At 64.8% G+C, this 18,710-nt stretch carries 16 protein-coding genes; 9 read left to right on the top strand and 7 right to left on the bottom strand.

Annotated elements, in window-relative coordinates; translation table 11 throughout:
* Nucleotides 1-342: 342 nt before the first annotated feature.
* From HGB41_RS04725 to HGB41_RS04705, 5 genes are read right to left on the bottom strand one after another with little or no spacing between them, the layout of a single operon-like run.
* Nucleotides 343-1,695: a sulfite reductase subunit alpha gene (locus HGB41_RS04725; RefSeq protein WP_171081528.1), complete on the bottom strand. Its 1,353-nt coding sequence runs from the start codon at nt 1,693-1,695 to the stop codon at nt 343-345.
* Complete coding sequence (locus tag HGB41_RS04720) at nt 1,692-2,696, bottom strand: FAD:protein FMN transferase (RefSeq protein ID WP_171081526.1); 1,005 nt, start codon at nt 2,694-2,696, stop codon at nt 1,692-1,694. Before HGB41_RS04720 ends, HGB41_RS04725 begins: the two co-directional genes overlap by 4 nt.
* A gap of 7 nt (nt 2,697-2,703) precedes the next feature.
* Nucleotides 2,704-3,519, bottom strand: a complete 816-nt coding sequence (locus HGB41_RS04715) for a DUF4198 domain-containing protein (RefSeq protein ID WP_171081524.1) — start codon at nt 3,517-3,519, stop codon at nt 2,704-2,706.
* Nucleotides 3,520-3,539: 20 nt separating this feature from the next.
* On the bottom strand, nt 3,540-4,043 hold the full coding sequence (locus tag HGB41_RS04710; protein WP_171081522.1) for a DUF2271 domain-containing protein: 504 nt from the start codon (nt 4,041-4,043) through the stop codon (nt 3,540-3,542).
* 53 nt (nt 4,044-4,096) lie between these two features.
* Complete coding sequence (locus tag HGB41_RS04705) at nt 4,097-4,768, bottom strand: PepSY-associated TM helix domain-containing protein (protein WP_171081520.1); 672 nt, start codon at nt 4,766-4,768, stop codon at nt 4,097-4,099.
* A 281-nt stretch (nt 4,769-5,049) separates the two neighbouring features.
* Between HGB41_RS04705 and HGB41_RS04700 the strand changes: the two genes are divergently transcribed.
* From HGB41_RS04700 to HGB41_RS04675, 6 genes are all read left to right on the top strand, one after another.
* The gene (locus tag HGB41_RS04700; RefSeq protein ID WP_171081518.1) at nt 5,050-7,905 is read left to right on the top strand and encodes a 2-oxoglutarate dehydrogenase E1 component; all 2,856 of its coding nucleotides are present in this window, start codon (nt 5,050-5,052) and stop codon (nt 7,903-7,905) included.
* A 112-nt stretch (nt 7,906-8,017) separates the two neighbouring features.
* Nucleotides 8,018-9,265 carry a 2-oxoglutarate dehydrogenase complex dihydrolipoyllysine-residue succinyltransferase gene (gene odhB, locus HGB41_RS04695; RefSeq protein ID WP_171081516.1) on the top strand — a complete coding sequence of 416 codons (1,248 nt, stop codon included), beginning with the start codon at nt 8,018-8,020 and terminating at the stop codon, nt 9,263-9,265.
* A 61-nt stretch (nt 9,266-9,326) separates the two neighbouring features.
* Nucleotides 9,327-9,668, top strand: a complete 342-nt coding sequence (locus tag HGB41_RS04690; RefSeq protein ID WP_171081514.1) for a PspC domain-containing protein — start codon at nt 9,327-9,329, stop codon at nt 9,666-9,668.
* Nucleotides 9,669-9,938: 270 nt separating this feature from the next.
* A complete protein-coding gene (lpdA, locus tag HGB41_RS04685) occupies nt 9,939-11,369 on the top strand; it encodes a dihydrolipoyl dehydrogenase (protein ID WP_171081513.1) in 1,431 nt (476 codons plus the stop codon).
* A gap of 216 nt (nt 11,370-11,585) precedes the next feature.
* On the top strand, nt 11,586-12,683 hold the full coding sequence (gene zapE, locus HGB41_RS04680; RefSeq protein ID WP_171081511.1) for a cell division protein ZapE: 1,098 nt from the start codon (nt 11,586-11,588) through the stop codon (nt 12,681-12,683).
* An 18-nt stretch (nt 12,684-12,701) separates the two neighbouring features.
* On the top strand, nt 12,702-13,379 hold the full coding sequence (locus tag HGB41_RS04675; RefSeq protein WP_171081509.1) for a hypothetical protein: 678 nt from the start codon (nt 12,702-12,704) through the stop codon (nt 13,377-13,379).
* 148 nt (nt 13,380-13,527) lie between these two features.
* On the opposite strand, the gene HGB41_RS04670 is transcribed toward HGB41_RS04675, so the two are convergent.
* Nucleotides 13,528-14,319 carry a PP2C family protein-serine/threonine phosphatase gene (locus HGB41_RS04670; RefSeq protein WP_171081508.1) on the bottom strand — a complete coding sequence of 264 codons (792 nt, stop codon included), beginning with the start codon at nt 14,317-14,319 and terminating at the stop codon, nt 13,528-13,530.
* A gap of 192 nt (nt 14,320-14,511) precedes the next feature.
* Here HGB41_RS04670 and HGB41_RS04665 point away from each other — a divergent pair, with 192 nt between their 5' ends.
* Both HGB41_RS04665 and yoaA read left to right on the top strand, forming a co-directional pair.
* On the top strand, nt 14,512-14,712 hold the full coding sequence (locus HGB41_RS04665) for a YdcH family protein (RefSeq protein WP_171081506.1): 201 nt from the start codon (nt 14,512-14,514) through the stop codon (nt 14,710-14,712).
* A gap of 40 nt (nt 14,713-14,752) precedes the next feature.
* A complete protein-coding gene (gene yoaA, locus HGB41_RS04660) occupies nt 14,753-16,822 on the top strand; it encodes a DNA repair helicase YoaA (RefSeq protein ID WP_371868441.1) in 2,070 nt (689 codons plus the stop codon).
* A 129-nt stretch (nt 16,823-16,951) separates the two neighbouring features.
* Here yoaA and HGB41_RS04655 read toward each other — a convergent pair whose 3' ends face one another.
* Nucleotides 16,952-17,926: an NADPH:quinone oxidoreductase family protein gene (locus HGB41_RS04655; RefSeq protein ID WP_171081504.1), complete on the bottom strand. Its 975-nt coding sequence runs from the start codon at nt 17,924-17,926 to the stop codon at nt 16,952-16,954.
* Between the two features lie 175 nt (nt 17,927-18,101).
* On the opposite strand from HGB41_RS04655, the gene HGB41_RS04650 reads away from it, so the two are divergent.
* On the top strand, nt 18,102-18,710 hold the full coding sequence (locus HGB41_RS04650; RefSeq protein WP_171081502.1) for a toll/interleukin-1 receptor domain-containing protein: 609 nt from the start codon (nt 18,102-18,104) through the stop codon (nt 18,708-18,710).

Genomic DNA, 18,710 nt, shown 5'->3' with positions numbered 1-18,710 from the left:
TTTCACTTACGCAGGACGCGTAGTGGGACCTCAGTCAGGGCGGCCGGCGAGATGCCAGTGGTTTGCACGGGAGTGCGGCCACTGGCTTTTTTTATGTGGGGCCGATATGAACGGATGGGATGTCATGCCGTTGTAGGGTGGGCGGGTCTCCCGCCCGCGCGTTCAAATCACGGTTGCGTTGACGCGCTGGTGGACGTTTGATGATGTTTCGTACTAGGTCCGAGATGTCCGTCAATCCGGACGTATGGGAATTGACGAACAGGCCAAGGGCCGGCATTTCGCAAGATCATCCGATGGTTGAACGCGCGGGCAGGAAACCTGCCCACCCTACGGGACAGTGGGTCAGTACACGTCTCGGCGATAGCGACCTTCCGCCGTCAGCGCTTCGAGCGCCTCCGCACCCAGCACCTCGACCAGCGCCTCATGCACGCCACCCGCCATGCCCTGCAAACTGCCGCACACATAAATCGCCGCACCGCGAGCTATCCAGCCGCGCAATTCATCCGCCTGCCCGCGTACCAGGTGCTGCACATACCGCGCCGTCGCCTGGTCGCGCGAAAACGCCAGGTCGAGCCGCGCCAGCGAACCCGAGGCCAGCCAGCCCTGCAGCTCTTCGCGGCACAGGAAGTCGTGCGCGGCATTGCGTTCGCCGAACAGCAGCCAGTTGTCGCCCTTGCCGGCGTCGATGCGCGACTTGAGCAGGGCGCGCAAGCCGGCCAGGCCGCTGCCGTTGCCGATCGCGACCAGCGGGCGCGCCGCGTTCCCGTTCAGGCGGAAGCGCTGGTGGGCGCGGATGCGCAGGCGGACCAGGTCATTCATCGCGGCGCCGTCGCACAGCCAGCCGGAGGCGGCGCCGAGGCTGCCGTCTTCGCGCCGCTGCAGGCGTACCAGCAGCGCCAAGTGGCCCTCGGACGGAAGCGATGCAATCGAGTATTCGCGCGGATGCTCCGGGTCGCCCGGTGCGCTGACCTGGGCCAGGTCGCCGGCTTCCCATGCGGGCAGGGCGCCGTCTACCGGTACGAGCGCGATCCGGTAGAGCGGGGCGCCGGCGCTGCCGGGGTTGGCCAGGGTGCGGCCGGCGATGCGCCAGTCGCCATAAGCGGGCGCCTCCCAGTCGGGCGCATCGCTGGTGCCGGCGAGGCGGCTGACCTGGTGCTGCCATTCGGCGAGTGCCGCGTCATCGCCGCGGTCGACGTCGACGCGCTCGAACAGCGCCGTGGCCCCGTGCGCCGCGAGCCAGCCGTCCAGGGCGCGGCCGAAGCCGCAGTAGTTCTTGTATGTGCTGTCGCCCAGCGCCAGCACCGCGTAGTGCAGGTGCGAGAGTTCCGGCGCGGCGGCCATCGTGATGCTTGAGAAACGCGCGCCGGAATCGGGTGCGTCGCCTTCGCCATAGGTGCTGGCGATGAAGAGGATGCGGCCGCTGGATGCCAGCGCGTCAAAGCCAAGCTCCGACATGCACACGGAGCGCGCCAGCAAGCCGCCGGTGGAAAGCAGGGCGGCAGTGCGTTCGGCCAGGTATTCGGCGCTGCCGGTCTGGCTGGCATGGACCACCAGCCAGTCGGCAGTCCCGGCCTGACCGAGCTTACGCCCGATGCGGCGCGCATCGCGGGCGCGCCAGATCGCGAGGCACATGCCCAGGTAAGTGGCGAACAGGGCCAGCGCGCTACCCCAGCGTATTGGATCGATCGTCATCATTGCAGCAGCTTGCGCCAGGCGGCGGAGGTGAACTCGAGCAGGCCGCCATCGCTGCGCAGCAGGTAGCGGGCCGCGATGCCGCGCGCATCGGCAAAGGCGATTCCGGTATCGACCCCCATCACGCCCAGTGCGGTCGACAGCGCATCGGCCGCCATGCAGGTGCTGGTCACCACCGTGCAGGAGGCAACGTCGTTGGCGATCGGGTGGCCGCTGCGCGGGTCGAGCGTGTGCGAGGCGCGGCGCGGGCCGTGCTGGTAATAGCTTCGGTAGTCGCCCGAGGTCGCGATGGCCAGCCCGTGCAGCGCGACGATCGGCTGCATGGCGTCACCAGCATCGGGCACGCCTTCGATCTCGACCCACCACGGATCGCCGCCCGGTTTGACGCCGGCGCCGCGCAGTTCGCCGCCGACTTCTACCAGGTAGTGTTTGATGCCGTGGCGTTCGAGGCAGATAGCGAGGCGGTCCACCGCATAGCCCTTGGCGCTCGATGAAAAATCGAGAATTGCGCCGCCCGGCTGCAGCAGGCGCCGGCCAACGCGGTCGAGCTGCGGCGTGCTTGAAGCGCGCGCCGCCACGGCCGCGGCCACGGCACCCGGCGCCGGCGCATGAAACCCGGCCTGGTCGTAGCGGCTGACAGGACCAAACCCCCACAGCTTGACCAGCGCGCCAGCGGCCGGATCGTAGGCGCCGCCGGTGTCGTCGTGCACCCGCAGCGCGAAATCGATCACGTCGAAGAACTGCGGCGGCAGCGCATGCCAGCTGCCGCCCGGCGCGCGGTTGTAGCGCGAGAGCAGGGAGCCTTCCTCCCAGTGGCTCATCTGCGCGACGATCTCGTCCAGTTCGCGGCGCAGCGCCGCGTCGAGGTCGGCCGTGACGCCGCTTGGGACGACCATCTGCGCCGACCAGCTTGTGCCCATCGTCCGCCCGGCCGCCTTGCGCAGCTGGCTGCCCAGGGGCGGCGCTACCGGGTCGATATCGAGCGGAACCAGGACGTCGCGCATGCTGCTGTTACTCCGGCAGCACTTCGAGCGTGGCCGAGTAGGCGTAGCGGCGCGAACCCGGTTCGCCCGGTCCCTTGGCCTGCTCGACCGGGAACTTGGCGCTGACCCAGTAGCGGTTCGGTTCCGGCAGCTTGAAGCTGGCTTCGCCCTTGGCATCGGTGACCACGCGGATTTCGCCGATCGTGCCGCGGAACTTGACGCCGCCCGGCACCAGCGAGAACGGGAAGTTCGGCAGCGGCTTGCCATCTAACTGGAAGCGGAACTTCGCAGTTTCGCCGGCGCGCAGGTCGTTCGGATTGGTGACCGGCACCAGCTCCAGGCCGTCGCCGCTCGGCTTGAGTGCCCCGTTGGACAGCTTGTTGGCCGAGACGAAGGTCTCGAGGCGGGCGTGGGTGACGGACTTTTGTACATCGGTGGCGCCGGCCGGGATTTCCTTGGCCACGCTGGCCTCGGTGCCGCGGAAGCGTTTTACTTCGCCATTGAGCTTGTAGCTGCCCATGACGTTGTGGTTGACCATCGCGATGCGGTAGGTGCCGTCCTTCGGCAGGCGCAGGTCGACCGTGGCGCGGACCTTGCCCAGCACGGCGCCGCTGAGGGCGCTGGTGGCGCCGTCCGGATCGGTAACGGTCACGTTTTCCATGCGCAGCGGGACGTGGTCGAATTCGAACAGGCCTTCCGAGATGGCGCCGTCGAGCGTGACCCAGGCTTCTTCCTTCTCGACGAAGGTGGTGGAAGGCAGGATCCAGCCGCGGTGGGCGCTGGCGGCGAAGGACAGGCTGGCCAGGCTGAGGGTGAGGACGGTCTTCTTGACGAGGTGGTTCATCGTGGTCTCCGGCTTGTCGGTTATTGGATGGCGATCGATACGGCGCCGAGTTCTTCCTTGCCCGCGCTATTGGCCGCGAGCTTGCCCTTGCCCGGCAGGGTGAACGGCACCCGCACCAGTTCGCGGCCGCCCGCCTCGCGCGATGCTTCCACCACCAGCTTGTACTCGCCGGCCGCCAGTTTATTGGTGGCGCCGGCGAAGTTCATCGTGTGGCTGCCGGCGGCCTTGGTCGCGCCGCTGACGCCGTCCATCGGCAGGCTGAGGTCCTTGCCCCCCTTGCGCCACCAGGTGCGCAGGTCCTTGATCCACTTTTCGCCGGCCTTGTCCTTTTTCTTGACGTCGTACAGCACCGCCAGGTTCGAGGCCACGCTGCCGTCGCCCTTTTCGATCCAGATCGCGACATAAGGCTTGTGGTACTCGGCCACGTTCATCTGCGGCAGTTCGAACTTCACGGACAGGTCGGCAGCGACGGCCCAGCCGGATGCGAGCGGCAGGGTGAGTGCGAGCGAGTGGGACAGTTTCATTAGTTCGCCTTATATATAGTGTAGTAATTAGAAGCTAAGCAAATACTTCAAACTCAGTGCACGAACAGCAGCGCCAGCAGGGCTGGCAGCAGGATGCCGAAGCCGATCACCGGCCAGGTCGACGGCCGGTTGGCCGCGTGGTATTTCATGATCAGGAAACCGGTAATGCAGAACACCACGCAGGCGATCGAGAAGATGTCGATGAACCAGCTCCACACGGTGCCGGTATTGCGGCCCTTGTGCATGTCGTTGAGCCAGGAGATCCAGCCGCGGTCGGTACGCTCGTATTCGGCCGCGCCGTCGGCCGCGATGCGCAGCCAGGCGTCGCCGCCGGGACGGGGCAGGGCGATATAGGCGTCTTCCTCGCTCCACTCGGCGCGCTTGCCGCGCACGTCGACCGGGAAGGCGCCGTTGGCCCAGTCGGCCAGCTCGCTCGGCAATGGCACTTCGGCGTCGGCGTGTCCCGCGGCGTACGCTTCCAACTGGGCGCGCAGCGGCTCCGGCAACTCGGCCTTCAGGCGCGTCACGACCGGCTTGGACTCGATCTGGGAAGCGTGGTTCAGGGTAAAGCCGGTAAAGCTGAACAGCAGCATGGCCATCAGGCAGATCGCCGAGCTGATCCAGTGCCATTGATGCAACTGCTTGAGGAAGACGGCGCGGCGAGCACCCGGCAAGGCAGAGGCGGGCGCGACAGGCGCTGAGGAGGATGTTCCGGTTGAGCTCATCTTTAAATGATAACGATTATCATTTACGTGGTCAACCAGCTTGTGTGTTCTTTACATACGGAAACAAATAATTCGGCGCTGCTGATCTGCCCTGCATGTGAGCTTGCGTTACAATAACGTGTGCTGATTGGCTGTAGTGGTCCGATTGCCACTGGCTTTATAGAAATACGTCCTTCCCCACAACTTGAGTAGTAGTGCGTCCGCTAACCGGTCAGGCCGTGTCGCGGAAGGTTACCTAAACCCGCCCCAAACTCGCGAAGCGCGAAGAAAGGTGAGCAAGAATGATGCAGCAACAGAATGCGAACTCGTACCTGTTCGGCGGTAATGCGCCGTATGTGGAAGAGTTATACGAAGCGTACCTGAACAATCCAGGCTCGGTCCCGGAGAACTGGCGCGCCTATTTCGACCAGATGCAGAACGTGCCTGCCGTCGACGGCTCGAACCGTACCGACGTGGTCCACTCGTCCGTGGTCGCCTCGTTCGCCGAGCGCGCCAAGCAGGGCCCGATCCGCACCGTGGTCGCCTCGACCGACGCGGAACTCGGCCGCAAGCGCGTCGCCGTCACCCAGCTGATCGCCGCCTATCGCTACCTCGGCTCGCGCTGGGCCAACCTGGACCCGCTGCAGCGCCAGGAACGTCCGCCACTGCCAGAGCTCGATCCAAGCTTCTACGGCTTCACCGAAGCGGACCTCGACACCGTCTTCAACATCAGCAATACCTACTTCGGCAAGGAAACCGCGCCCCTGCGCGACATCCTGAACATGCTGCGTGATACTTACTGCCGCTCGATCGGCGCCGAGTTCATGTACATCAGCGACCCGACCGAAAAGCGCTGGCTGCAGGAACGCCTGGAGAGCACCCGCTCGACCCCGGCCTTCACGCTGGAAAAGAAAAAGCACATCCTCGAGCGCCTGACCGCGGCCGAAGGCCTGGAACGCTACCTCCACACCAAATACGTCGGCGCCAAGCGTTTCTCGCTGGAGGGCGGCGAGTCCTTCATCGCCTCGATGGACGAAGTGATCCAGCGCGCCGGTGAAAAAGGCGTGCAGGAGATCGTCATCGGCATGGCCCACCGCGGCCGCCTGAACGTGCTGGTCAACACCCTGGGCAAGTCGCCGGCCGACCTGTTCGAAGAATTCGAAGGCAAGCACGCCGACGACCTGCCATCGGGCGACGTCAAATACCACCAGGGCTTCTCGAGCGATATCTCGACCCCCGGCGGCCCGGTCCACCTGTCGCTGGCCTTCAACCCATCGCACCTGGAAATCGTGAACCCGGTCGTCGAAGGTTCGGTCAAGGCGCGCATGGAACGCCGCGGCGACCGCAAGGGCAAGGAAGTGCTGCCGATCCTGGTGCACGGCGACGCCGCATTCGCCGGCCAGGGCGTGGTCATGGAAACCCTGAACCTGGCCCAGACCCGCGGCTACGGCACCGGCGGCACCGTCCACATCGTTATCAACAACCAGATCGGCTTCACCACCTCGGACCCGCGCGATGCGCGCTCGACCCTGTACTGCTCGGACGTCGTCAAGATGATCGAAGCACCGGTGCTGCACGTGAACGCCGACGATCCGGAAGCGGTCGTGATGGCTTCGCAGATCGCGATGGACTACCGCACCGAGTTCGGCAAGGACGTCGTCGTCGACATCGTCTGCTACCGCAAGCTGGGCCACAACGAGCAGGACACCCCCGCGCTCACCCAGCCGCTGATGTACAAGAAGATCGCCAAGCACCCTGGCACCCGCAAGCTGTACGCGGAGAAGCTGTCCGCGCAAGGCAGCATCCCGGCCGACGGCGGTGACCAGCTGGTCGCCGCCTACCGCAATGCGATGGACGCCGGCAAGCATACGGTCGATCCGGTGCTGACCAACTTCAAGAACAAGTACGCCGTCGACTGGGCGCCGTTCCTGAACAAGAAGTGGACCGACGCGGCCGATACCGCCGTGCCGATGACCGAACTGAAGCGCCTGGCCGAACGCATCACCAAGGTGCCGGAAGACTTCAAGCCGCACTCGCTGGTCGACAAGGTCCTGAACGACCGCGGCAACATGGGCAAGGGCGAAGTCAACCTCGACTGGGGCATGGGCGAGCACCTCGCGTTCGCCTCGCTGCTGTCGTCGGGCTATGCGATCCGCCTGTCGGGCCAGGATGCCGGCCGCGGCACCTTCGTGCACCGCCACGCCGTGCTGCACGACCAGAACCGCGAGCGCTGGGACCAGGGCATCTACCTGCCGCTGGCCAACGTCTCGGACAACCAGGCCAACTTCACCGTGATCGACTCGGTGCTGTCGGAAGAAGCGGTGCTCGCCTTCGAGTACGGCTTCTCGACCGCCGAACCGAACACCCTCACCATCTGGGAAGCCCAGTTCGGCGACTTCGTCAACGGCGCCCAGGTCGTCATCGACCAGTTCATCGCTTCCGGCGAAGTGAAATGGGGCCGCGCCTCGGGCCTGGTGATGATGCTCCCGCATGGCTACGAAGGCCAGGGTCCGGAGCACTCGTCGGCCCGTATCGAGCGCTTCCTGCAGCTGTGCGCAGACAACAACATGCAAGTGGTGCAGCCGACCACGGCCGCGCAGATCTTCCACCTGCTGCGCCGCCAGATGGTGCGCCAGTTCCGCAAGCCGCTGGTCATCTTCACGCCGAAGTCGCTGCTGCGTAACAAGGACGCCGGCTCGCCGCTGACCGACCTGGCCAAGGGCGGTTTCCAGACCGTGATCGGCGAAGTGGACGAGAAGATCGATGCGAGCAAGGTCAAGCGCGTGCTGGTCTGCTCGGGCAAGGTTTATTATGACCTGGTCAATTCGCGCAAGACCCGTGGCACGACGGATACCGCCATCGTGCGTATCGAGCAGATGTATCCGTTCCCGCACAAGTCGTTCGCCGCCGAACTGAAGAAGTTCAGCAATGCGCTTGAGGTGGTGTGGGTGCAGGACGAGCCGCAGAACCAGGGCCCGTGGTTCCAGATCCAGCACAACATCTTCGAAAGCCTGGAAGATGGCCAGCGCCTGGCCTATGCCGGCCGGCCGGCATCGGCGTCCCCTGCGGTCGGCTATGCCGACAAGCACGTGGCGCAGCAAAAGGAACTGCTGGAAACCGCGTTCTCGAAGCTGAAAGGATTCATTCTCACGAAGTGAGAATGGTGCGCCGCACGTTCGCACGTGCTGCTCCTCACCAAGTAAAGCACACCACGGCCCCGTACCTCGGTACGGGGCCATTGCACAGAATAACTAAACGGAGTTTACAAACATGGCACAAATCGAAGTCAAGGTCCCCGTCCTGTCGGAATCGGTTGCTGAAGCAACCCTGCTGTCCTGGCACAAGAAAGTCGGCGAGCCGGTCGAGCGCGACGAAAACATGATCGACATCGAAACCGACAAGGTGGTCCTGGAACTGCCGGCGCCAGGCGCGGGCGTGATCGTGCAACTGCTCAAGGCCGACGGCGCAACCGTCGTCGCCGGCGAAGTCATCGCCATCATCGACACCGAAGCCTCGGCCCAGACCAGCCCGCTGGAAGTGAAAGCCATCCCGTCGGCCGCGCCAAACGCGCCGATCGAACAGCCGGCGGCCGCTCCTGCCGCTGGGGGGGCGAAATCGGGCGTGGCGATGCCTGCCGCCGCCAAGATCCTGGCCGACAACAACATGAGCGCCGCCGGCATGGACGGCTCGGGCCGCGACGGTCGCGTGACCAAGGGCGACGCCCTGGCCGCAGTCGCCAACAAGCCAGCCGCTGCTCCAGCCCCAGCCGCCAAGCCTGCGCTGCAGCAAGTCGCCGCGCCTAGCGCCAACCTGGGCGACCGTCCGGAAGAGCGCGTACCGATGAGCCGCCTGCGCGCCCGTATCGCCGAGCGCCTGCTGCAGTCGCAGTCGACCAACGCCATCCTGACCACCTTCAACGAAGTGAACATGGCCCCGGTCATGGAACTGCGCGCGAAGTACAAGGACAAGTTCGAGAAAGAACACGGCGTCAAGCTGGGCTTCATGTCCTTCTTCGTCAAGGCCGCCGTTGCCGCGCTCAAGAAATACCCGATCGTGAACGCGTCGGTCGACGGTAACGACATCGTCTACCACGGCTATTTCGACATCGGTATCGCTGTCGGTTCGCCACGCGGCCTGGTGGTGCCGATCCTGCGCAACGCCGACCAGATGTCGATCGCCGAGATCGAAAAGAAGATCGGTGAATTCGGCCAGAAAGCCAAGGAAGGCAAGCTGACCCTGGAAGACCTGACCGGCGGCACCTTCTCGATCTCGAACGGCGGCACCTTCGGCTCGATGCTGTCGACCCCGATCATCAACCCGCCACAGTCGGCCATCCTGGGCGTGCACGCGACCAAGGACCGCGCCGTGGTCGAAAACGGCCAGATCGTCATCCGCCCGATGAACTACCTGGCGATGTCGTACGACCACCGCATCATCGACGGCCGCGAAGCCGTGCTGGCGCTGGTCGCCATGAAGGACGCGCTGGAAGATCCGGCCCGCCTGCTGCTCGACCTGTAATTCATTAACCGCGGGGCGCGCTGGCAGGCAGCGCCGTGCACGCAGTTTGAAGGAGTAAGGCATGAACCTGTCGGACGAAATCAAGCGGCTGCACGAGCTGCACCAGGCCGGCGCGCTGAGCGACGCCGAATTCGAACAAGCCAAGGCGCGGGTGCTGTCTTCCGCCAACCTCACCAGCCCGGGTGTCAACCTGGGCAAGGGCGACGGCACCCTGACCGGTGAGCTGGGCACGCTGCGCCGCTCGCGCACCGACCGCTGGCTGGGCGGTGTGTGCGGCGGCCTGGCGCAGGTCTCGGGAGTCGACTCCTGGGTCTGGCGCCTGGTGTTCGCGCTGTTCACCCTGACCTTCGGGTTCGGTATCGCGATTTACCTGCTGTTGTGGATTTTTGTTCCCGAAGAATAAAACTGATTGGTCTGGGTTGCAGGTCGTTGGTCTGAGGTTCAGTCCTTGGCACCGTCACCCTTGAAACCGTCGTTCCGGCGAAGGCCGGAACCTAAGTTTCGCGAATAGCTGCCGGCCTCAAGCGCAGGCGCGACGCGACGAACCTGGATCCCGGCCTGCGCCGGGATGACGGCTCATAAGGTGAGGTGGAAGCATAGGGCTCCGCTGTTCGAGCCGGCTCGACCTCCCAAGCCAACCCACCCCGGATCGACCCAAACAAGGAATTACCAAATGAGTGACAAACAATTTGACGTCGTCGTGATCGGCGGCGGTCCTGGCGGCTATATCGCCGCTATCCGTGCAGCGCAGCTGGGCTTCAAGGTCGCCTGCGTCGACGAGTGGAGCAACGCGGCAGGTAAGCCGGCGCCAGGCGGCACCTGCACCAACGTCGGCTGCATCCCGTCGAAGGCACTGCTGCAATCGTCGGAGCACTTCGAGCACGCCGGCCACGCTTTCGCCGACCACGGCATCAAGGTCTCGGGCCTCGAGCTCGACCTGAACACGATGCTCAAGCGCAAGGACACCATCGTCAAGCAGAACAACGACGGCATCCTGTTCCTGTTCAAGAAGAACAAGGTCAGCTTCTTCCACGGCCGCGGCGCATTTGCCGGCAAGGCGGACGGGGGCTACACCATCAACGTGACCGGCCCAAGCACCGAGACCCTGACCGCAAAGAACGTCGTCATCGCGACCGGTTCGAACGCACGCCAGCTGCCTGGCGCGGAATTCGACGAGAAGCTGATCCTGTCGAACGCCGGCGCACTGGCGATCGAAGCGGTACCGGGCAAACTCGGCGTGATCGGCGCCGGCGTCATCGGCCTGGAAATGGGCTCGGTATGGCGCCGTGTCGGCGCCGACGTCACCGTGCTCGAAGGCCTGCCGACCTTCCTGGGTGCGGTCGACGAGCAGATCGCCAAGGAAGCGCACAAGCTGTTCGTCAAGCAGGGCTTGACAATCAACCTGGGCTGCAAGATCGGTGCGATCACCAAGGGCGCCAACGACGTCACCGTCGAATACGCGGACAGCACCGGCGCAGCGCAGAAAGCCACGTTCGATCGCCTGATCATCTCGATCGGCCGCGTGCCGAACACCATCGGCCTGAATGGCGAAGCGGTCGGCCTGCAGCTGGACGAGCGCGGCTTCGTGGTGGTCGACGACGAATGCCGCACCAGCCTCCCGGGCGTATGGGCAGTCGGCGACGTCGTGCGCGGCCCGATGCTGGCGCACAAGGCGGAAGAAGAGGGCGTCGCGGTTGCCGAGCGTATCGCCGGCCAGCACGGCCACGTCAACTTCAACACGATCCCGTGGGTGATCTACACCTCGCCGGAAATCGCGTGGGTCGGCAAGACCGAACAGCAGCTCAAGGCCGAAGGCGTGTCCTACAAGGCCGGCACCTTCCCGTTCATGGCCAATGGCCGTGCGCGCGCGCTGGGCGACACCTCGGGCATGGTGAAATTCCTGGCCGATGCCGTCACCGACGAAATCCTGGGCGTGCACATCGTCGGCCCGGTCGCATCGGAGCTGATCTCGGAAGCCGTGGTCGCGATGGAATTCAAGGCCTCGTCGGAAGACATCGCCCGCATCTGCCACGCGCACCCGTCGCTGTCGGAAGCGGTGAAGGAAGCCGCACTGGCAGTGGACAAGCGTTCGCTGAACTTCTAAGTTTTACCGGACATTCCGCCATGTTCGTTGGCGGACGTGTTTTCCGTAGGGTGGGCGGGTTCCCCGCCCGCGCGTTCAACGTACAAATGCACGCCACGGAGCGGGCCTCGATACGTGATTTGAACGCGCGGGCGGGAGACCCGCCCACCCTACGTTTATCGGGGCCGGCGATGTTGCCGATCCCGTGTACGCCACCCCGTATTGAATGAAGCATCCATGAACGTCCAAGAGTACTACCAGCACGCGCTTACCGAGCGCGGCTTCACGTCCGACCCGGCCCAACAGGCCGCAGTGGCCAGATTGCAGCAGGCGTACGACGACTGGGTCGACTACAAGGCCCAGCGGTCGTCCGCTTTCAAGCGCCTCATCAACCGTCCGGACGTGCCGAAAGGCGTCTACATGTGGGGCGGGGTAGGGCGCGGCAAGTCCTTCCTGATGGACTCCTTCTATTCGGTGGTGCCGGTGGTGCGCAAGACGCGCCTGCACTTCCACGAATTCATGCGCGCCGTGCACGGCCAGCTGGACGAATTGAAAGGCGTGGCCGATCCGCTCGACGAAGTCGCCAAGCGCATCGCCAGGAAGTACCGCCTGATCTGCTTCGACGAATTCCACGTGTCCGACATCGCCGACGCGATGATCCTGTATAACCTGCTGTCCGCCCTGTTCGCCAATGGCGTGAGCTTCGTGATGACCTCGAACTACGAGCCGTCCACGCTCTACCCGGACGGCCTGCACCGCGACCGCATGCTGCCGACCATCGCCCTGCTCAAGGACAAGCTGGACGTGCTGAACGTCGATGCCGGCAACGACTACCGCAAGCGTGCGCTCGAGCAGGTCGAGGCCTATTACACGCCGCTGAACGCGGCCTCGGACCATGCGCTGCGTGAAGCGTACGCCAAGGTGGCCGATACGGCCGACGAGAGCCCGATCGTGCACATCGAGAACCGCGAGATCCGCGCGCTGCGCCGCGCCGGCGGCGTGATCTGGTTCGATTTCGCGACCCTGTGCGGCGGCCCGCGTTCGCAGAACGATTACCTCGAACTGGCAACCCGCTTCCACACCGTGGTCCTGTCGAGCATTCCTGCAATGTCCGCTGGCCAGTCGTCCGAAGCGCGCCGCTTCACCTGGCTGATCGACGTGTTCTACGACCACAAGGTCAAGCTGATCATGGCGGCGGCGGTGGAGCCCGAGGAGCTGTACACGCAAGGCATGCTGGCAAACGAATTCCACCGCACCGTCTCGCGTATCATTGAAATGCAGTCGCGCGAGTACATGCTCGCCGAACGGCGCGGGGCGGCGGACGCCATCGCCTGATCGAACTTAAGGAAATCCATGACGAGTCATCCAGTATTGCGTGGTGTAGCCATTGTCATAGCAAGCGTGGCGCTTGCTGCGTGTTCGACGGTCGAGCCGGGGCCGTCGGTGGCGGCGGTCGAGCCGAGCACCTCGATCGCCCAGGCCGATACGCGCCTGGCCGCAGTCGCCACCGAGCGCGCCGCGATCGAAGCGCGCTTCGCCGAACGCGAAGCGGTCTGCTACGAGAAGTTCTTCGTGAATAACTGCCTCGACGAAGCCAAGGAACGCCGCCGCGCGGCCCTGGTCGCCCAGCGTAATATCGAGATCGAGGCCGAACGCTTCAAGCGCCGCCTGAAGGTGGAAGAGCGCGACCGCGAGATCGCGGCAGCTGACGCCCAATTCAAGGCCGAAGAAGCCGCGCTGGCTGCCCAGCCGCCGGCACCGCCACGCGAGACTTCTGCCATCGCGCCACCGAAGCCATCGCCGGCCGCCGCCCGCATCGCCCGCCGTAATGCCAAGGCCAGGGAAGAAGCGGCGCGCGCGCCGGAAGACGCGGCGAAGGCGGCAGCGAATGTGGCGGCCTTCGAGGAACGCAAGCGCAAGTCGGAACAGCGCCAGCGCGACGTGGCGGCCCGCAAGGCCGAGCGCGAGGCGAAGGCTGCGGCGAAGAAGGCGAATGAGGAAGCGAAGGCGGCTGCGCCGGTGGGGAAGTAAGGACGACACTCTATTCTGTAGCCGCGCGTACCGAGCCGTATCCATGAGCCATCACACTTAAAACCGTCATCCCGGCCTGCGCCGGGATGACGGTTTCTAAGCTATTGGAAGAATGAGATTGATCTCGACGCCGCTACGCCGCCACCCCTCACACACTCTGCGACACCGTCCCCGCCACTCCCTGCGGCGGCTTCACCAGCTTCACGATCCCCATCGTGCAATTCCCGCCCTTGCCCTGCGAGCGCTCGCCCGCCTTGTTGATCAGCATTTCGGACGCCTGGCGCGGCGAGGCGCGGCCGATGGCAGCCGCCAGTTCTGCGTCGGTAAAGAAATGCCACAAGCCGTCCGAGCACAGCAGGAAGCTGTCGCCCGGCGCCAGCCCGCTGTGGCTGCCGATGGCAACGAAGGGCTCCTTGCGGCTGTTGCCCAGCATGTTGAGCAGCAGTTTCGACTTGCGGTGGTTTTTTGCCGCGTCTTCGGGCAGGCGGTCGCTCGCCACCAGGTGCTGCACGTAGTCGGCATCGCTGGTGCGCGCTACCGGTTTGCCGTGCTGGAAGCGGTACAGGCGCGAGTCGCCGACATGCCCCCACACCGCCTCGCCATGCGGCGTCAATACCAGCCCGACGAAACTGGCGTGCGCCTCGGCCTGGGAAGTAAGGGCATTCATCTTGATGACGAGATGGGTTTCGCTGACGATGTCGCGCAGCAGCTGGGCGATCCGCTCGATGCCCGGGTGGTCGCCGGGCTTGAATTCGTCGAAGACCTGGCGCGCCGTGTGCAGCACCTGCTCCGAGGCCGCCGGGCTGGCGATGCCGTCGGACAGCACCGCCAGCATGTAGCCGGGCGCACGTGCGCCGGTGTACAGGGCAATGCGGTCGTTCTGCTGCGGGCGGTTGCCGATGTGTTGCGCGGTGCCCGCTTCGATCTTGTATGGTGTCATAAACGTGTGTTTCCGTAGCGCCCGCGCCGAACTTTGTTGGCGGCAACCTCAGCGTAGATTAAACTATGCACCGAGAAGCCGTGGTGTTGCAAGCCGAACACACACCTGCATGGCTCGCGAGCCGCCCAAGCGCCGGCCAGATCGCCCTTTTTCCCGCAAACGCTTTGAACAGAACTGTTTGGAACAGCAATCATGACCGACGTCCAGGACCTCCAGCGCCGCATCATCGAACTCGACGTGGAACACCGCGACCTCGATGCCGTCATTTCGATGCTGACTGCGGACGGCCACGGCGACCAGCTCCAGCTGCGCCGTTTGAAAAAGCGTAAGCTGCAGCTCAAGGATCATATTACCCTGCTGAAGATGCAGCTGGTCCCCGACATTCCAGCCTGAACCCATTCGCCGTTTAACGGCTACCGAGAAACAAAGCATTTTGACCGATCATCTCCCCGCATCTGTTCCGGTCTCCGGCCCCGCCGCCGGGCCGGCAGGCACGGCGGCCTCGTCCCCGGCCGGCGACGTCCTGCCCGCCAGCGTTCGCCCGCCCGGCAAGTATGACGACGAGCTCGACCGTTTATTCGGTGCGGGCGGCCCGCTCGCGCCCGCCGTCGGCACCTTCAAGCCGCGCCAGGCGCAAACCGAGATGGCCAAGGCCGTGGCACAGGCCATGGCCGACCAGAAAGTCCTGATGGCGGAAGCCGGCACCGGTACCGGCAAGACCTTTGCCTACCTGGTCCCGGCACTGCTGTGGGGCGGCAAGACGATCATCTCGACCGGCACCAAGAACCTGCAGGACCAGTTGTTTTTGCGCGACATCCCGACCATCCGCGCCGCACTGCGCGCGCCGGTCTCGGTGGCGCTGCTCAAGGGCCGCTCGAACTATGTCTGCCACTTCCACCTGGAACGCACGCTGAGCAACGGCCGCCTGACCTCGCGCGACGACGTCGGCCACCTGCGCGAGATCTCGCGCTTCATCAAGATGACCAATTCGGGCGACAAGGCCGAACTGGCCAAGGTGCCGGAAACCGCGACCGTGTGGAACCTGGTCACCTCGACCCGCGACACCTGCATGGGCGCCGAGTGCCAGTACTACCAGGACTGCTTCGTGATGAAGGCGCGCAGGGAAGCACAACAAGCCGATGTGGTGGTGGTCAACCACCACCTGTTCTTCGCCGACGTCGCGCTGAAGGACACCGGCGTGGCCGAGCTGCTGCCGTCGGCCAACACCATCATCTTCGACGAGGCGCACCAGTTGCCGGACACCGCGACGCTGTTCTTCGGCACCTCGGTCTCGACCTCGCAGGTGCTCGAACTGTGCCGCGACGTGCTGGCCGAAGGCCTGGCGCATGCGCGCGGACCGGACTGGGGCAAGGTCGTGACCGTGGTCGAAAAAGCCGCGCGCGACTTGCGCCTGACTTTCCCCGAAGGCAGCACGCGCCTGTCGCTGCCGCAGGTGTTGCCGACGTCCGCCTTTTTCCCGGCGCTGGCCAAGCTGAAAGAAGAGCTGTCCGGCATGATCACGGTGCTGGAAGAACACGCCGCGCGCGCCGAGACCATCGAGGCCTGCCGCGTGCGGGCGCTGGAACTGGCCGCTTCCTACGAGGCCTGGAAGGCCGATCCAAAGAAGGGCAAAGTGGTCGAGGGCGACGAGGCGGTGCTGTGGGTCGAGGCTTTCTCGGGGTCGCTGCAGCTGCACAAGACGCCGCTGTCGATCGCACCGATCTTCTCGAGCCAACGCGAAGGCACGCCGCGCAGCTGGATCTTCACCTCGGCGACGCTGGCAGTAAAAAACGACTTCAAGCATTTCTCCGAGCAGATGGGCCTGACCGGCGAGCCGGCCATGACCTGGCCCAGCCCGTTCAACTACAGCGAGCAGGGCATCCTGTACGTGCCGACCGGCCTGCCGGAACCGAACTCGATGCACTACACCGACGCCGTGGTCGACATCGCGCTGCCGATCATCGAGGCCGCCGGCGGGCGCACCTTCTTCCTGTGCACGACGATTCGCGCCGTGAACAAGGTCGCCGAGCGCCTGCGCACCGAATTCGCCGAGCGCGGGCTGGACTTCCCGCTGTTCGTGCAGGGCGAGCGTGGCCGCACCGAATTACTGGACTCCTTCCGCAATGCCGGCAATGCGGTGCTGGTCGGCAGCCAGAGCTTCTGGGAAGGCGTGGACGTGCGCGGCGAAGCGCTTTCCTTGGTGATCATCGACAAGCTGCCGTTTGCGCCACCGGACGACCCGGTGCTGGCGGCGCGCATCGAGGTGATGGAAAAGCAGGGCATGAACGGCTTCATGCACCACCAGCTGCCGGAGGCGATCATCACGCTCAAGCAGGGGGCAGGGCGTTTGATTCGCGACGTGGATGACCGCGGGGTCTTGATGATTTGCGATCCGCGCTTGATCACGAAACCGTATGGGCGGCGGATCTGGCAGAGTTTGCCGCCGTTCAAGCGCACGCGCGTGCAGTCGGAAGTGATCGAGTTCTTCAAGCCGCCGACGTGATGTAGGGTGGGCGGCTTCGCCGCCCGCGCGTTCAAATTACGTCTCCCGGCCCGCTCCGTGGATTGCATGCGTGCGTTGACCGCGTGGGCAGGAAACCTGCCCACCCTACGGGGTGCGGCCGTTCTGCCTTTAGGGATTGATGACGACTTTCCCCATCACCTTCCGCGCCGCCATGTCATTCAAAGCCCGCGCCGTATCCGCTAACGGATATCTGGCAGACACCAGCGGCTTCAGCTTCCCCTCCGCCATCCACCCCAGCATCTGCCGCATCGCCGCCAGGTTCGCCGCCGGCTCGCGCCGCACGAAGTCTCCCCAGAATACGCCCACCACCGACGCCCCCTTCAACAGCATCAAATTCCACGGCAGCTTTGGAATCTCGCCCGCTGCAAAGCCCACCACCAGGTGCCGCCCGCGCCAGGCAATCGAGCGCAGCGCCGGCTCGCTGTACGGCCCGCCGACCGGATCATAAATCACGTCCGGCCCGCGCCCGTTGGTCGCCGCCTTCAGCGCTTGGCGCAGGTCTTCCTTCTCGTAGTTGATGACGACATCGGCTCCATGCGCGCGGCAGATCGCCAGCTTCGCATCGCTCGATGCCGCCGCGATCACGCGCGCACCGAGCGCCTTGCCGATCTCGATCGCCGCCAGCCCGACGCCGCCGGCCGCGCCCAGCACCAGCATGGTCTCGCCGGCCTGCAAGGCGCCGCGGTCCACCACCGCATGGTGCGAAGTGCCGTAGGTGAGGGTGATGGCCGCAGCGGTGTCGAAGTCCATCCCGGGCGGCATCGGCATCAAGGCCTCGACGGGCGCAATGGCCTGCTCGGCAAAGGCGCCGGTGCGGGTAAAACCGATCACCCCCTGGCCCGGCGCGAACGCGGTCACACCCGGACCGACGGCGCGCACGGTGCCCGCGAACTCATTCCCCGGCGTAAAGGGCAGTTCCGGGCGCACCTGGTATTTGCCCTGCACCGTCAGCACGTCCGGGAAATTCACGCCGGCCGCTTTCACGTCGACCACGACTTCGCCCGCGGCGGGCACGAGGTCCGGGAGGTCCTCGATCACCAGGCTGTCGATCGGTCCCCAATCCTTGCATCGCACGGCTTTCATTTGCTTTCCTCCAGCTTTGGTTCATGTTCGTTAATCGGCGGAATTATGCCTGAAGACCACATGCAGCCAATACCGACGAGGCCGCTGGCACGCTTGTGCCCACTCAAAGCGGCTGGGGTCGGCAGCGCTAGAGTCGAGCGGTACGCCTTTGGCATATTGGAATGGGGAGCAGGCAATGGCTATCCGTTACGGGTGTTTCTTCAGCTACGCGCACGGCAAGCATGACCTGATGAAACGGTTCAAGACCGCCCTGGCCGATGCCCTGCGCTGCTATCTCGAACCTTACTTCGACAACGAAGACGAACTGTTTATCGACACCGAGCAGCTTGGTGGCGGCGATGACCTCGACCGCAAGATTGCGCGCGCGATGTGCGAGAGCGTCTGCATGATCCTGATTTATACGCCCAAGTACGAGGCCCATGCCTATACGCGCCGGGAATACGCCGCCATGCGCCAGCTCGAGGCCGAGCGCTCGAACTGGTACACCTTGCCCAGCCACCTGATCATCCCGGTGATCATGACGCGCCACCCCGATTCGCTGCCGCCGCAGATTACCGAGAGCAGCTTCTACGTGGACTTTTCCCACTTCACGATGGCGACGGCCGACATCAAGTCGAACCCCGACTTCTTGCCTGACATCGACAAGATGGTCAAGCGCATCGCGACGCATTACCAATGCCAAAAAAAGCATACGCCACCCAACCATGACTGCAACCAATTCGTGCTCCCCGATGTCCCACCAGAGTGGCGCACGCTGCCCGACCTGACCTTCCCGAAAAAATGA

This window comes from Telluria aromaticivorans (genome assembly GCF_013003915.1).
Classification (GTDB): Bacteria; Pseudomonadota; Gammaproteobacteria; order Burkholderiales; family Burkholderiaceae_D; genus Telluria; species Telluria aromaticivorans.
Note: the sequence above shows the minus strand (reverse complement) of the source record. Positions and strands in the feature narration are given on the sequence as shown.